The organism is Pedobacter sp. NO84 (genome assembly GCF_059703915.1).
In genome coordinates, this window is sequence record NZ_AP046575.1 from 224,960 (window position 1) to 240,988 (window position 16,029).

The window sequence follows — 16,029 nt, forward strand, 5'->3', positions numbered from 1 at the left end:
AGTTGAAGGATTTATGGTTAAATAGAAAAATTTGGTCTTCGACTACGCTCAGACTGACAACTTATTAGTTCGTGACAATACAAGGAATTAATCTTGTAGATTTAAGTTAAATTAGCGTCATGAAGAAAACACTACTTTTAGCTTTTATCTCTCTGCTTTCGGTTTCTACAAAAGCTCAATTAAACAATGAGTCCCTTTTTAACCGTATTCGTCCATCAGATACCCTAAGCCAAGAACTTCATTTCAATTTTTACAATTTCAACTACGTTAGGAATTACGAGTATTCGAACAAGTTCCATGATGGTTATACCCTGTATGGTACACAGATCGAACCCCAAGTGGTTTACTATGCAAATCCCAATTTAGCACTAACTGCGGGTGCTTATTTACGCAAGGATTTTGGTAACGAAGGCATTTATGATGCCAAGCCCTTATTTAGTCTTAAATATCACAAACGCAACCTTACACTGATCTTTGGAAGTTTGGAGGGAAATATCCAGCACAATTATATAGAACCTATTTATGATTTTGAACGGAAAATAACCACGCCTATCGAATACGGAACGCAATTGCTGGTTGATCGGGAGAAGTTTAAATTGGATAGTTGGATTGCCTGGCAAAAAATGATCTACAAGGGTGATGACCAAAAAGAAGAAATTATTGGTGGGGTAAACCTAGAATCGACCGTATTAAAGACTGGTAACTTGAAACTGAGTATACCTGTCCAATTCCTGGCCTACCATCAAGGGGGGCAGATTGATGTATTGAAATCTATTCCAATTAGTACGTTATTTAATGGTGCTACAGGATTTAAACTGCACAAAACAATAGGCGCGAAAGTAAAAGAAGTGTACACCGATAATTATATTGCTGTTTATAAAGATTTTTCGCCCACAAAAGTACGTGCTTATCAGGGTGGATTTGGTATTTGGCTAAATGCCGGGGTTGATACCAAGTGGGGAAATCTGATTGCCTCCTATTGGAAGGGCAATAACTTTATCACTATAAAAGGGATGCAACTTTATCAATCTGTTTCAGAAACTTTGTATGATGCTGGATTTAAACAGCAGAGTCGAAGTATTTTGGCATTGCGCTATGTGTACCAGAAACAGTTGATCCCGAATTTGTACCTGGATGTACGCTTTGAGCCGCATGTTGATTTGGATCATTCTGATTCGCAACTCCAATTTAATCATAGTTTATTTTTAACGTATAAGGAAGATTTTCGACTATTCAAGAGGAAATAAAATAATTAGCTAATAAGCCAATTTTCTAATAAGCTAATTTTTTTCTCCAACCATGCAACCTTTTCTTTCCGATCTTCATCTACCTTATACAAACAACAAATGAAGGTGACAAAAACATATACAATTAACGACTTGATGGAAGGCTGCAAGGCTGGCAACAGGCAGATGCAGGAATTGCTGTATAAGCAAACTGCATCCAAAATGTTAGCAGTGTGTATGCGTTACGCCAAAGACAGGATGGAAGCTGAGGACGTGTTGCAAATGGGATACGTTAAAATTTTCCAGAAAGTTAAGGAGTATCGTGGAGAGGGTTCTTTTGAAGGTTGGATACGTAGGATAATGGTAAACACAGCAATAGAAAGTTATAGAAAAAATTTGCGCACATTAAGCATTGTGCCTATTGAAGATGCCTACGAACAGCCGTCGCTTGGTCCCGATAGCTATCGGGACGCTTACAGTAGCTTAGGGATGCAGGATTTAATGAAAGTGATACAAAAATTGGCCGATGGATATCGCATGGTGTTTAACATGTATATCATTGAAGGTTATTCGCACAAAGAGATTGCAGAAACACTAGGCATTTCAGAAGGTGCCAGCAAATCGCAATTATCAAGAGCGAGAGCAATATTGCAACAAGAAATTATTAAAATGGAGGGCTTTGGTTATGCAACACATGCCGGATAAAGAATTCGATAATCTGTTTAGAGACAAATTCAAAGATGCAGAAATAGAACCATCTACAAATTTATGGGCCAGTATAGAAAAAGATTTGGAGCCTAAAAAGAAACGCACCTTTCCTATTTACTGGATGGCAGCGGCAACAGTAGCTATTGCGTTTACCGCAATTTTAGTTCTACAAAAGAAAGAGGTGAAGTATATGCGAGGCACCGATCCAATTGCACAAGTAACACCAGTTGCCCCAAAGGATACACTTATTACCACTGGTGTGGCTTCTGAAACACCCAGTGCAGTAAAACCATTGGTTGCCAAAACTGGAGCTAAAGCCACTAAAGTGGAGGCTAAACCAGCTGAGGCATCAAAATACAATGTGATCGAAAATAACCTTAAAAATAATCAATTGGCCGTGCAACCGAACAATGCAACCGAGCGTCTACCTATTAAACAACAAGATCCAAAACCAATAGACGTGTTGCCGATCAAAGAAGCACAACTAGAGAATAAGGTGGTGATTGCAGCAATAGCACAAGAGGATGAAGATATCGCTAGCAAAGGAACCGAAGTTGTTTCTGAACGAAAAGGAATTAGAAATGTAGGTGATTTGGTTAATTACGTGGTAGATAAAGTGGATAAAAGAGACAAAAAACTAGTAAGATTTAATACTGATGATGATGATAACTCATCGATAATTGGAATAAACATTGGTTTTTTAAAATTGAACAAAAAGAACAAATAGACTAAGATAGACTAGGATTAATAGGATGGACTAGGATTAATAGGATTTAAGGATGAGAGGATTGAGGATGAGAGGGTAGCCTTAACATTTCAACGTTACAACATTTAAACATTACAACAAACACATATAACACCAACAAACAAACACACAGATGAAAACCTTTATATTAACAGCAGTAATGGTAAGCGGGCTTACCTTCTTCGCAGCAACAAGTGCAAGTGCACAACAGGATAGCGTTAAACGCAAAAACAAGGACATTAACTATGGGGTAAGTATCTCTATAGGTAAAACAAAAAAAGATAGTGCAGGAAATTACGTTGCACGTAAAGGGCACTTTGTAGGTGGTATAACCTTTACCCGCTTTGATCTTGGTTTTGCCAAATTAGTTGATAACGGCAGCTTTAAGCTATCTCCAACAAATGATTTTTTAGATTATAGATCATGGAAAACAAGTAATGTATCTTTCGATGTTCTCCAAATGGGCTACAGATTTAATCCAAACTTTAAAATTTATGTAGCAGGTGGTTTCGACTGGACTTTAATTAGATTGAGGAAAAACATTACCATCCAGCCCGATCAACCAGTACTGACTTATAAAACAGAAAACATTATTTTTAGCAAAAATCGTTTTTCAAGCAGCTATTTCCATATTCCGTTGAACTTCGAATTCAGGACTAAAGAAAGCAACAAGGGCAGAAGATTTTACGTAGTAGTTGGTCCAGAAGTTGGCTTCTTGATTGATGGTAAGGTTAAACAGATCAGCGATGAGAATGGAAAACAGAAATTTAATGATGATTATAATTTCACAACCTTCCGTTACGGTGGCACACTGCGCTTGGGAACCAATGGACTAGCCGTATTCGCCAAATACTACGCAAACGATATGTTTGATAGTGCACCACAAAAAGGCTTGAAAAATATGGCATTCGGATTAACCTTTGGGTTGAACTAAACCAGTTATCAGTTATCAATTTTCATTTTTCAGTTGGTAGTTGCGACTTGAAACGACTAATGAACCAATAAACCAAACACACACAAATAAATCCAGATCCTGCAGCGCAAGTTGCGGGATTTTTTTTAAATGATTACACCGTCCCGATAGCTATCGGGAGAAATGATTTCACAGATATATTGATTACAGCGATTTCCTTTGGTGTACTGAAACTGCCAACTCCAAACTGTCAAACTGCAAACTCTCAACTTTCTTCTTTATATTTACAACGTGAATGATCAACTTCTTACCGTACAGAATTTAACAAAGCAGTATCAGGAAACACAAGCTTCAGGTGTAAAAAATATTAGCTTCTCGATTAAACGAGGAGATATTGTTGCCATTATTGGCGAAAGTGGGAGTGGTAAATCAACATTGTTAAAATGTATTTATGGTTTGCTAAAGCCTGATGAAGGGGAGGTTCTTTTTAATAACAATCGCGTTTTGGGACCAGACGAACAGCTCATTCCAGGTAACTTGGAAATGAAAATGGTTACCCAAGATTTTTCGCTAAACATTTACGCCAAGGTCTACGATAATATTGCATCAATGTTGGCTAATACAGATGTAGCGGCAAAGGAATCTAAAACGTTGGAAGTGATGCACCACCTGCACATCCACCATTTAAAAGACAAAAAAATAACCGAGTTAAGTGGGGGAGAACAGCAACGGGTAGCGATAGCCAAGGCTTTGGTGAGCGATACTAAAATCCTGCTCCTGGATGAACCCTTTAGTCAGGTAGATTATCTATTGAAAAACCAGCTGCGTGCCGATATCAAGCGCCTTGCTAAAGAAACTGGGCTCACCATTATATTGGTTTCTCATGATCCTACAGATGGGCTTTTCCTGGCTGATCAGTTATTGATCTTAAAAGAAGGCAAACTGTTGCAGAATGATAGGCCAGAAAACATATATCAGCATCCTTCTAATTTATATACGGCACAAATCTTAGGCAATGCCATAAGTCTAACCTCACAGGAAGCGATGCAGCTAGGAATTAAAGCAACCAAACCAAGTGTAGTTTTTTATCCAGAATGGGTAGAACTTAAGCGCAGTTGGAATAGTAAAAGGTTTGAAGTGCTAGAAGTATATTACAAAGGTTTTTACGACGAGCTTTTATTGGAACGTAATGGGGTAAAAATCAGGGCCCTCCAACTCAACAGTGGAGAACATAAAAAAAACGACTATATTCAAGCGAATATTAGTCGTTTTTTAGAGTTTTAATCGTATTTGAACCAACGCTCAATGCTTTTCGCCAAACGCTTTACTCCGAAGCAATTAGTACAACTTTAATCCTAACATTAGAAGTTGGCCTAAGTGGATTTCTGTTCTGAAAATCAGAACTTTGAATGTCAATCGCAAGTTTACCTGGATAAATCTCATAACTATAGGCATCTACATTGTATACGAATGGCAACTGGATATAGCTGCCTCCGTTGTTGTAAGAGATGTAAACTAGTGTACCCTCATTGTCCAAGTGGTATTGATCAATTGCAGAAATTGAAAGTTCTGCACTGTAAGTCTGACCATTTGGGCTTAAAATCCATTGACTTGGCGATACATCCCTAACAATTGTAATGTTAGGTGTAGTTTGGGAGACAATAGTGTCTTTTTTGCAAGACGCCAAACCTAGTGAGGCGATGCAAATGAATAGGAAAGTTAACTTTTTCATGTTGTGTGTGTGTTTGCTCATATTAATGCAAAACTATTGCCAAAAATGATATGCATGCATAGAAAAAATACAGCCTTTACAATATTCCATTAAAAATGAATTACCTAGAGGCTGGTGTCACATGCCATGTATACAATTTGTTTTTCGTGGGAGGAAACGCCGTCAGATAGATATTGATAGATAAATGGAAAAGATACGTAGGTTGAAATTGAAAACCACAGATTACAAAGGTGTGGACATAATCTATTACTAATAATTTAGGCGGCCGATGAATCATTTTCTGTCGGTGGAGAAACCGACCGATAAAAATTTGTTATGATCGCTTTGGACATTAAACAGTCAGATAACAAATGGCCAAAGATGCATAGATTTGTGCCAGTGTCTTATCACTCTATGCCCTCTGCCCCCTGCTTAAACCAAATACTCAAACAACGTCTGGTCTTGGTTCAATTCGATAATATCAAATTTGAAAGCTTTCATTCTCTCTAGCAAACCTTTATAATCTTCAGGGTCTTTAAGTTCGATGCCAACTAAAGCAGGTCCGTTTTCGCGCTCCGTTTTTTTAATAAACTCAAAGCGTGTAATATCGTCATGCGGTCCCAACACATCATTAACAAAGAGTTTCAACGCTCCCGGTCTTTGTGGGAAACGAACAATGAAATAGTGCTTTAACCCTTCAAAAAGCAAGGACTTTTCTTTGATCTCCTGCATACGCTCAATGTCGTTATTGCCCCCACTCACAATACAAACCACTTTTTTGCCCTTAATGTGTGCTGCACATAAATCTAGTGAAGCCACGGCCAACGCTCCCGCAGGTTCAGCTACTATGGCATCTTCATTGTATAGTTTTAAAATGCTGGTGCATACTTTTCCCTCTGGGATTAATAAAATTTGATCCAACACTTCTTTACAGATAGGATAGGTGAGTAAGCCCACCGACTTAACGGCTGCGCCATCGATAAAACGGTTAATCTGTTCCAATTTAATTGGTCTTCCCGCTTTAAACGCAGCTTCCATTGATGGAGCTCCTTCAGGTTCTACTCCTATTAATTGAATTTGAGGATTTTGTTGTTTCAAATATGTACCAGAGCCCGACGCTAATCCACCTCCGCCAATAGGCATAATTACCACTTCAGTTTCTGGTAGATCCTGTAAAATCTCTACACCCACTGTTCCCTGACCTTCAATTACGTGATAATTATCAAAAGGGGGCACAAATATCATCCCCTGATCAGCAGTGAACCGTAATGCTTCAGCTAAACAATCGTCAAAAGTATCGCCTACCAACACAATGTTGATCCAACCGTTGCCAAATAAAGTTGTTTGACTAATTTTTTGTTTTGGAGTGATTTCAGGCATAAAGATGGTGCCCTTAATCTTCAGTTTTTTGCAGGAATAGGCTACGCCCTGTGCATGGTTACCGGCACTTGCGCACACTACGCCATTCTGGATTTGCGCTACAGGTATCTGGCTCATCATGTTATAGGCCCCTCGTAATTTATACGAACGCACAACCTGCTTGTCTTCGCGTTTTAAATAAATTTCTGCCTGATATTTTTCCGAAAGCCGCTCGTTATACTCTAAGGGAGTATGGAGCACGGTATCTTTCAGCCTTGCTGCGGCCGCTAGGAAATCAAATGTATAAGTGTTGTTCATTAGTTCATTAATTCATTTCGCTTCGTGGTTGATTACACCGATTGTGACCATTATCTCCACCTTCCATCTTCCATTTTCCATCCTCCCTCTTCCATCTTACCCAAGATGTACCGATACCAATTGGTTAAGGTCCTGATCATCTATTCCCTGTTTACTATCGGCCAAGATTAAAAATTGCTGATATACTTTATCCAAGTTTTCTTTTTCTAATTGATGCCCTAACCTATCAAGATGATGTTTTAACGCATGTCTACCACTTCTAGCGGTTAAAACAATTGCAGCTGATGGAAAACCAACATCTTCTGGTTTGATGATCTCATAATTCTCTCTGTTTTTTAAGAAGCCATCTTGGTGAATTCCAGAACTATGCGAGAAGGCATTACTTCCAACAATTGCTTTATTAGGTTGTACCGGCATATGCATTTGTTCGCTAACGTGCCTTGAAATGTTATAGAAACTCTGGGTATTAATATGGGTGTGGAGATTTAAACTTTTGTGTGTTTTTAAGATCATCACCACTTCTTCCATTGATGTATTTCCTGCCCGCTCACCAATACCATTAATGGTACATTCTACTTGGCGAGCGCCATTTTGCAATCCAGCTATAGAGTTGGCCGTTGCTAATCCCAAATCGTTATGGCAATGCACCGAAATGATAGCTTTATGGATGTTTTTTACGTTTTCTTTAAGGTATAATATTTTTGATCCATATTGGTCTGGCAAACAATAGCCATTCGTATCTGGAATATTAACTACGGTTGCACCAGCGGCAATAACCGCTTCGATCATTTTGGCCAAAAACTCAATATCAGCTCTGCCAGCATCTTCGGCATAGAATTCAACATCCTCAACAAATGTTTTTGCATATCGGACAGCTTCAATGCCGCGGGCTAAAATTTCATCTCTTGTGCTGTTAAACTTAGTTTTGATGTGCATATCAGATGCACCGATACCGGTATGGATCCTAGGACGTTTTGCATAACGTAACGCATCGGCTGCAACATCAATATCATTTTTATTTGCTCGTGTTAGCGCGCAGATTATTGGATCCTTTACGGCTTTGGATAGTTCAATTACACTGTTAAAATCGCCTGGACTCGAAATAGGAAATCCTGCTTCAATTACATCAACCCCTAGCAGTTCTAAAGATTTAGCGATTTCAATTTTTTGATGGGTGTCTAACTGACAGCCAGGCACCTGTTCGCCATCACGTAACGTGGTATCGAAAATGTAAACTTTATTCGGATCATGTAACATCGCTTATGATTTAATAGTGAATTGCTGTGATAAAAATTTTAAAACTAGTTTTCCCATTTCTTTGGTGCCTAGCACTTTATATCTATTTGTGGTGGGGTCTGCAATATCATTGGTTCTGAAGCCCTCTTTTAACACTTTATTTATTGTTGATACCAATGCTTGGGCCTCCGCTTTGAGTCCAAAACTTATCTCGAGCATTAGTGCTGCCGATAGGATAGAAGCTAGAGGATTAGCTAAGTCTTTGCCTGTTATATCGTGTGCCGAACCATGGATAGGTTCAAAAAATCCAGTTCCATCACCAATAGAAGCAGAAGCCAACATACCCATTGAGCCAGCAATTTGGGAAGCTTCATCCGTTAAGATGTCACCAAAAAGGTTTGCCGTTAAAACAACATCGAACTGTTTGGGGTCTTTAATCAATTGCATAGCTGCATTATCGATAAACATGTGTTCCGTTTTTACATCAGGGTACTGCTTTGCGATTTCCTGTACGGTTTCTCGCCATAAACGGGAACTTTCCAATACATTCGCCTTATCAACCGAGCACAGTTTTTTTCTCCTTTGGCGTGCGGCTGCATAGGCCTTGTGCGCGATTCGCTCTACCTCATATTTATGATATATCATCAGGTCTGAGGCCGTATTGCGGTCTTCCGAACGGGTTTTTTCTCCAAAATAAACATCACCAGTTAGTTCTCGAAAGAACAAGATATCCGTTCCTTTTAAAATAGTTGGCTTAATGCTCGAAGCATGTAAAAGTTCATCGAATAATAGGATAGGGCGAAGATTAGCATATAAACCAAGTTCTTTTCTAATTTTAAGCAACCCTTGTTCTGGTCTAACCTTTAGAGAAGGATCGTTATCATACTTTGCATGGCCAACGGCACCGAATAGAATAGCATCACTTTGTTTAGCTTTTGTTAGTGTTTCGTCTGGTAAAGGATTGCCGCTCACCTCAATAGCAGCATGCCCCATTAAGGCCTCATCAAAAGTAAAATCATGATCAAAGGCTGCAGCTATATGTTCTAATGCCGCTTTTCCCCATTGGGTAACTTCTGGGCCAATCCCATCTCCCGGGATAACTAAAATGTGCTTCTTCATTGTACTAATTCTTCTTGTTTATGATAATTGTTGGTACTGCTTAAAATTGTTCCTTCGGCCAGCACCAGCCTATGGGTGATGCATTTTGGGAGTTGATCATCGGTATGTGCCACGTAGATTAAGGTGATGCCATAACTGCACAAATCATCAACCAACTGATTAAAAATTTCCGTTTGTTGCTTGTCCAAACCTTGACAAGGTTCGTCTAGTATCAGCAAAGCTGGATTTTTTATAATTGTTCTGGCTAACAACACCAATCTTTGCTTGCCTAACGGAAGTACCTTTAGGATTTCGTCTTTGTAGATTCCTAATTCAAAAAAACGGATGAGTTCGTTAACCTGATTTTTTTTGCTCTCTGTTAGCGTGCTAAATAAGCCAACACTATCTGTATGTCCAGAGGCTATGCTTTGCCATACCGTTGCCGAGGGATCAAAATACCAATGAAACTCTGGTGAAATTAATCCGATCTGTTTTTTAATATCCCAAATACTTTCGCCGGTGCCTCTTTTTTTCCCAAATAAGGATAAGGTATTGGCATAGGCCTGAGGGTGATCGCCATTAATAAGACTTAACAAGGTTGATTTTCCAGACCCATTATGGCCTTGTAATAACCACTTTTCGCCAGCATTAACTTCCCACGAAATGTTCTTTAAAACCTGTTTATCGCCATAATTTACATTCACGTCCGTCATGCTAACAATAGGATTTGACAAAAAATTAGGGGTATGAAATAAAAATGAAGGAATAGCTGAAACGGTTCTTTTGCGAACATTATGAACTGGTCTTTTAGCTGAAACATTCAGGCTTCCATTTTCAAGCGTTGCGAACTGATTAATGCTTGTAGGGAGTTCTTTTTCGTTACTGATCAAAATAAGCTGAACACCTATTTGTGAAGCCTTATCTAATAATGTATTCAAGTTTTTACGAGATACCTGATCTAAGCCTGTATAGGGCTGATCAAGTATTAATAACTGAGGTTTTAACCATATTGCCTTTGCCAGCTGCAACTTTTTGTGCTCGCCGCTTGAGAGCTCAAGTAATGTAGCGTTCCTTAAATTAGCAAATCCTAAGCCAGCTAAAATGGGTCCAAGCTCTTTAAAATCTAATTTATTTTCGTGGCCATAGTGGGTTAATTCGGTATTAACGGTATGGGTATCTTTTGTTTGTATACTGATGTAGCGTTGCTGATAATAAAAATTGGCGGCCCCTTCTTTGTTTTTAAATTGATACCAATTTTCCACGTAGAAGGCCTTTGCTGGCAATGAACTTTCTAAATTGAAATGGAGGCTCACCTCTTTATATTCCAAACCCGCGATAGCTTTAGCTAAGGTTGTTTTACCACTTCCGCTTTCGCCATCTAACAACCAATTTTCGCCAGGGTTTATTACCCAATGCAAATCCTTCGATACCAATTTCGACTGGTATTGTATGTTGAGGTTATGGATTTGCACTAATGGTTTCATGTTATGCGTAAGCGTTTGGCGATTAGCGTTTTTCGAATTCTTCTATTAACTGTTTTTGGTTTAAAATAAAATCAATGTCGTCATAACCATTAATTAAGCATGATTTTTTATAGGGATTGATTTCAAAGGTTTCTCGCTCGCCCGAAGCTAGCGAAGTAATGGTTTGGTTTTCTAAGTCGATTTCTACGGGAGTTTGATGATCTTGTCCAACGGCAGTAAACAGTTTAAACAAAAAGGCATCGCTTACTTGCACAGGCAAAAGTCCATTGTTTAATGCATTACCTTTAAAGATATCCGCAAAAAAACTACTTACGACCGCATCAAAGCCCGCATCTTGGATTGCCCATGCGGCATGTTCCCTGCTGCTCCCACATCCGAAATTTTTTCCGGCCAATAGGATTTTACCACTATATGATTTATCATTCAATACAAAGTCTGGTTTTGGCTCATGGTTTTCATCGTAGCGCCAATCGCAAAAGAGATTTTCTCCAAAACCTTCCCTTGTAGTAGCTTTCAGAAATCGAGCAGGAATAATCTGATCGGTATCTATGTTTTCGATGTTTAATGGCACAACGGCCGATGTTAGGTTTGTGAATTTTTTCATATTAGTACTGCGTTTGGCGAATGGCGTATAGCGTTCAGGGCGCTTATCGCCTAACGCTCAACGCTTCTATCTCTTGTAAGCTTTAACTCTAAGTCGTTTATAATCTGCCATCCAAATTGCATTTACAAGATTGGTTGGCCTTAATATTTCTACAGCCAAATTTTTAATATCTTCTGCTTCTTCCATTGATAGATCTTTAAAGGCATGTTGGGCAAATTGACTAATCCAATCATACATGCCATTTTCACCAATTAACGGGGTAGGTCTATCAAAAAGCCAAGCTTGTTCTACTTCAAAACCATTTTTTTCAAGGAGTGAGGTATAGGCACTGATAGATGGAAAAAACCAAAAATCGTTGTTCAGTTGCGACGTTACACCCAAGTTTTCAGCCGCCACAGCGATAGCATCCGTTATGCTCTTAACATTTCCTTTACCTCCAAACTCTGCTACCAATTTGCCTCCGGTTTTTAAGCTATTAAAAAGACCTTTGGTTAATGCCTCCTGATCGTCTATCCAATGGAAAGTAGCATTGCTGAAAATTGCCTCAAAATCTTCATGGTAGGGCAGTTTAGTGCCATCCATTATTTCAAATTTCAACTGGGGAAACTGGGCTTTTGCTGTTGCGATCATGCTTGATGAAGCATCTATTCCAAAAACCAATGCCCCACTTTCAGCAATTTTAGCAGCTAACTGGCCCGTTCCGCAGCCTACATCAAGGATATGTTCTCCCATTTTGGGTGCAAGCCATTGCACTGCATCCGCTCCATAATCTGAAACAAAGTGATGTTGCTTGTTGTATAAGTTGCTATCCCAATTGATTTGTGGCATAAATTTTATTTAAATCATTAGCTTCTCGATAGCTATCGGGATGGCTAATTAGTGAATTAGCTAATCAGTTCACGTACGTCAGTAATCCTACCCGTAACTGCTGCTGCTGCAGCGGTAAGCGGACTGGTTAATAATGTTCTTGCATTTTGGCCTTGCCTTCCTTCAAAATTTCTATTTGAAGTTGAAACACAATATTTTCCTGCGGGGATTTTATCTTCATTCATTCCTAAGCAAGCACTACATCCGGGTTCACGTAATTGAAACCCAGCTTGTTCAAAAATTTTATCCAATCCTTCATTTATGGCCTGTTGTTCTACTTGTTTTGATCCCGGTACAATCCATACGGTAACATTATCCGCTTTGCGCTTATCTTTGACAAATTCTGCTACTTCACGTAGGTCTTCAATTCTTGAGTTGGTACAACTGCCAATAAAAACATAATCTACGGGCTTGCCGATCAAAGAGCTATCATCATCAAAGCCCATATAATTTAATGCTTTTTGATAGGAGCGCCGTTCTGTTTCGGGTTGTGCGCCGGTTGATGGAATGCTCTCCTGGATTCCCATTCCCATTCCAGGGTTTGTGCCATAGGTGATCATTGGGGTAATGTCAGCTGCATCAAATGTTAATACGCTATCAAACTGTGCGTCAACATCACTATATAGAGTCTTCCAGTAGTTTAAAGCCTTATCCCATTCGGCACCCGCCGGCGCAAACTCTCTACCTTTGATATAATCGAATGTAGTTTGATCGGGTGCAATTAATCCGCCCCTGGCGCCCATTTCTATGCTCATATTGCAAACTGTCATTCTCGCTTCCATACTTAACGCTTGGATCGTGGAGCCTGCATATTCTATAAAATAACCGGTTCCACCTGCAGCCGATATTTTAGAGATGATATAAAGAATAATGTCTTTTGCACCAACCGCCTTTCCCAACTCCCCATTAACCTCAATTTTCATGGTTTTAGGCTTTTGCTGCAATAAACATTGGGTAGCAAACACCTGTTCTACCTGGGAAGTGCCAATTCCAAATGCTATTGCACCGAATGCGCCATGGGTAGAGGTATGGCTATCCCCACACACAATGGTTTTGCCTGGCAGGGTAATTCCTAATTCTGGACCAATTACATGCACAATGCCTTGAAATGGATGCCCAAGACCATATAATTCGATGCCGAATTCTGCGCAGTTTTTGGTAAGCATATCTACCTGGTAACGCGATAATTCTTCTTTAATGGGCAAAAGTTGATTTAAGGTGGGTACATTATGGTCTGCCGTAGCCACGGTCTGTTGTGGACGAAAAACGGGCAGCCCTCTTTTGCGCAAACCGTCAAAGGCCTGTGGTGAAGTTACTTCGTGGATTAAGTGTGTATCAATGTATAAAATATCAGGAAAGCCCGGTTCGCTTTTGACCAAGTGAGCATCCCAAATTTTTTCTACTAGTGTTTGTGACATATTTCGTATTTTTTTGACTTACGAAGTCTTAAGGCTTCGTAAGTCTAGTCTCGTTATGCTGTTTTAATTGCCTTCATTGCTGTCATCGCTTTTCTCAACTTTGACCCAATCTGTTCTACATGATGAGAGCGGATGGCCTCATTTACCGCAATTAAAGTTCTGTTGTCTACAGCCCCATCCTTACCTTCATTATAGTTTTTACCAACCAGATCGACATCAATTTTTTTCATGAAATCGCCCAACAATGGTTTGCAGGTCTGATCAAATAAATAGCAACCATATTCGGCGGTATCTGAAATTACACGGTTCATTTCGAATAATTTTTTACGGGCAATCGTATTTGCAATAAGTGGAGTTTCGTGCAGCGATTCGTAATAAGCAGATTCGGGCTTTATTCCCGCATCAACCATAGTTTCGAATGCTAATTCTACTCCGGCCCTTACAAAAGCCACCATTAAAGTATAATTATCAAAATATTCTTGTTCACCAATTTTTACATCACCCGCTGGTGTTTTTTCAAAAGCTGTTTCTCCGGTTTCCGCACGCCATGCCAAGAGATTTTTATCGCCATTGGCCCAATCTTCCATCATGGTTTTGCTAAATTCGCCACTCATAATATCATCTTGATGTTTTTGGAAAAGTGGACGCATAATTGTTTTCAACTCTTCCGAAATCTCAAATGCCTTAATTTTTGCGGGATTGCTCAATCTATCCATCATTGCCGTAATTCCGCCTTGCTTTAATGCTTCTGTAATTACTTCAACACCATATTGCACTAATTTAGATGCGTAGCCGGCGTTAATTCCTTTTTCTATCATTTTATCAAAGGATAGGATGGATCCGGTTTGTAGTAAACCACATAAGATGGTTTGTTCGCCCATTAAATCAGATTTTACTTCGGCTACAAAAGATGATTTTAATACGCCGGCCTTATGCCCGCCCGTACCTACGCAATACGCTTTCGCTTGTGACAGTCCTTTGCCCTGGGGGTCGTTTTCTGGATGTACTGCGATAAGTGTTGGCACCCCAAAACCACGAACATATTCGGCTCTCACTTCACTTCCTGGGCATTTTGGTGCTACCATAATTACCGTAAGATCTTTACGGATCTGCATTCCTTCTTCTACAATGTTAAAACCATGTGAATATGATAATGTAGCTCCTTCCTTCATCAGGGGCATGATTGCATTTATTACCGATGTATGTTGCTTATCCGGTGTAAGGTTAATTACCAAATCAGCATTCGGGATCAGGTCTTCGTAAGTGCCTACGTTGAAATTGTTCTCGGTAGCATTTTTCCAAGAATCTCTTTTGCCTTCAATAGCCTCTTTTCTTAAGGCATAAGAAACATCTAACCCACTATCCCTTAAATTTAAGCCTTGATTTAGGCCTTGGGCCCCGCATCCAACGATTACTAATTTTTTACCTTTTAGTGCGTTTACCCCATCCAAAAATTCAGCGCTATCCATGAAATCGCAAACGCCCAGTTGATTTAATTGTTCTCTAAGTGGTAGTGTGTTAAAATAATTTGCCATGTCTTGATTTTGTTTCGCGTTTGGCGTTCGGCGTCTGGCGTTGGTTTAACGCATTGGCTTCTCGCTTATCGCTGTTCTTTCTATTTATATTTTTCGATTATTTTATGTTTTTCTCGTTTAACGCAAGACGCTTTACGCCAAACGCTCACATTGTAAATACTTTCTGACCCTTGTTCAAAAACTCATTTTCAACTAATTCATCTCCAGGTTCAACCGCTTCGAACTCTTTCAGCTTTTCGTGGAAACCAGCACTATCTTTGATGATAGCGATCCTTGCCGAACGAACAAACTCGATCAGATCATAGGGTTCGAGCGCCTTAACCAAGGCATCGGTTTCTTCTTTATGGCCCGTTACAGCGAAAACCGTATAATCCTTTCTGATCACAACCGCACTAGCCCCATATTGTCTTAATAACCTTTCTACAGTTACTTTTTCGGTAATTTCATCTGTTGATACTTTGTAAAGCGCTAATTCCTGCCAAATTATCTCATCGTTTGTATTGAAATAAACTTTCAGCACTTCTATCTGTTTTTCGATCTGGCGAGCCAACTTTCTTACCACTTCGTAACTTTCTGTAATCACGATGTTAAAGCGATGGATGCCGTCTATTTCAGAAGGTGATGTATTTAAACTCTCAATGTTAATTTTTCGTTTAGAGAAAATGATGGCGATCCGGTTTAATAAACCAATCCTGTTTTCTGCATAAACAATAATGTTATATTCCTGCTTTCCTTCGTAATCGGGAGTTGCAGGCTTGTGTAAGAGGGTGTCTTCTGTCATGATTAATCTCTTTAATTAGCTAATTA

Annotated in this window: 15 protein-coding genes; 5 read left to right on the plus strand and 10 right to left on the minus strand. The window is 39.4% G+C overall.

All coding sequences use genetic code 11. The annotated features are described in order from the left end of the window. Positions 1-119 precede the first annotated feature (119 nt). The 5 genes from AC6H0V_RS01055 to AC6H0V_RS01075 all read left to right on the plus strand — a co-directional run bounded on the left by AC6H0V_RS01055 (position 120) and on the right by AC6H0V_RS01075 (position 4,876). Positions 120-1,247, plus strand: a complete 1,128-nt coding sequence (locus AC6H0V_RS01055; RefSeq protein ID WP_497561851.1) for a lipid A deacylase — start codon at positions 120-122, stop codon at positions 1,245-1,247. 99 nt (positions 1,248-1,346) lie between these two features. Beyond that, positions 1,347-1,931, plus strand: a complete 585-nt coding sequence (locus tag AC6H0V_RS01060; RefSeq protein ID WP_497561852.1) for an RNA polymerase sigma factor — start codon at positions 1,347-1,349, stop codon at positions 1,929-1,931. Continuing rightward, positions 1,912-2,661 (plus strand): hypothetical protein, encoded by a 750-nt coding sequence (locus tag AC6H0V_RS01065; protein WP_497561853.1) that lies wholly within the window; start codon positions 1,912-1,914, stop codon positions 2,659-2,661. The genes AC6H0V_RS01060 and AC6H0V_RS01065 overlap by 20 nt, the downstream gene beginning before the upstream one ends. A 151-nt stretch (positions 2,662-2,812) precedes the next feature. Then, positions 2,813-3,613, plus strand: coding sequence for an outer membrane beta-barrel protein (locus tag AC6H0V_RS01070; protein ID WP_497561854.1), 801 nt, complete (start codon positions 2,813-2,815; stop codon positions 3,611-3,613). A gap of 270 nt (positions 3,614-3,883) precedes the next feature. Continuing rightward, on the plus strand, positions 3,884-4,876 hold the full coding sequence (locus AC6H0V_RS01075; protein WP_497561855.1) for an ABC transporter ATP-binding protein: 993 nt from the start codon (positions 3,884-3,886) through the stop codon (positions 4,874-4,876). A gap of 40 nt (positions 4,877-4,916) precedes the next feature. Here AC6H0V_RS01075 and AC6H0V_RS01080 read toward each other — a convergent pair whose 3' ends face one another. The 10 genes from AC6H0V_RS01080 to ilvN form a co-directional block, all read right to left on the minus strand. Then, positions 4,917-5,324, minus strand: a complete 408-nt coding sequence (locus AC6H0V_RS01080; protein WP_497561856.1) for a hypothetical protein — start codon at positions 5,322-5,324, stop codon at positions 4,917-4,919. A 411-nt stretch (positions 5,325-5,735) separates the two neighbouring features. Further along, positions 5,736-6,980, minus strand: a complete 1,245-nt coding sequence (ilvA, locus tag AC6H0V_RS01085; protein ID WP_497561857.1) for a threonine ammonia-lyase IlvA — start codon at positions 6,978-6,980, stop codon at positions 5,736-5,738. Positions 6,981-7,076: 96 nt separating this feature from the next. After that, positions 7,077-8,237, minus strand: a complete 1,161-nt coding sequence (locus tag AC6H0V_RS01090) for a 2-isopropylmalate synthase (RefSeq protein ID WP_497561858.1) — start codon at positions 8,235-8,237, stop codon at positions 7,077-7,079. A gap of 3 nt (positions 8,238-8,240) precedes the next feature. Continuing rightward, positions 8,241-9,335, minus strand: a complete 1,095-nt coding sequence (gene leuB / locus AC6H0V_RS01095; protein WP_497561859.1) for a 3-isopropylmalate dehydrogenase — start codon at positions 9,333-9,335, stop codon at positions 8,241-8,243. Next, positions 9,332-10,798: an ATP-binding cassette domain-containing protein gene (locus AC6H0V_RS01100; RefSeq protein WP_497561860.1), complete on the minus strand. Its 1,467-nt coding sequence runs from the start codon at positions 10,796-10,798 to the stop codon at positions 9,332-9,334. Before AC6H0V_RS01100 ends, leuB begins: the two co-directional genes overlap by 4 nt. A 22-nt stretch (positions 10,799-10,820) precedes the next feature. After that, positions 10,821-11,402, minus strand: a complete 582-nt coding sequence (gene leuD, locus AC6H0V_RS01105) for a 3-isopropylmalate dehydratase small subunit (protein WP_497561861.1) — start codon at positions 11,400-11,402, stop codon at positions 10,821-10,823. A 66-nt stretch (positions 11,403-11,468) separates the two neighbouring features. Beyond that, positions 11,469-12,230, minus strand: coding sequence for a class I SAM-dependent methyltransferase (locus AC6H0V_RS01110; protein ID WP_497561862.1), 762 nt, complete (start codon positions 12,228-12,230; stop codon positions 11,469-11,471). Positions 12,231-12,286: 56 nt separating this feature from the next. After that, positions 12,287-13,687, minus strand: a complete 1,401-nt coding sequence (leuC, locus tag AC6H0V_RS01115) for a 3-isopropylmalate dehydratase large subunit (protein ID WP_497561863.1) — start codon at positions 13,685-13,687, stop codon at positions 12,287-12,289. A 53-nt stretch (positions 13,688-13,740) separates the two neighbouring features. After that, positions 13,741-15,222, minus strand: coding sequence for a ketol-acid reductoisomerase (ilvC, locus tag AC6H0V_RS01120; protein WP_497561864.1), 1,482 nt, complete (start codon positions 15,220-15,222; stop codon positions 13,741-13,743). A gap of 145 nt (positions 15,223-15,367) precedes the next feature. Beyond that, positions 15,368-16,003, minus strand: a complete 636-nt coding sequence (gene ilvN / locus AC6H0V_RS01125) for an acetolactate synthase small subunit (RefSeq protein ID WP_497561865.1) — start codon at positions 16,001-16,003, stop codon at positions 15,368-15,370. Between the last annotated feature and the right edge of the window lie 26 nt (positions 16,004-16,029).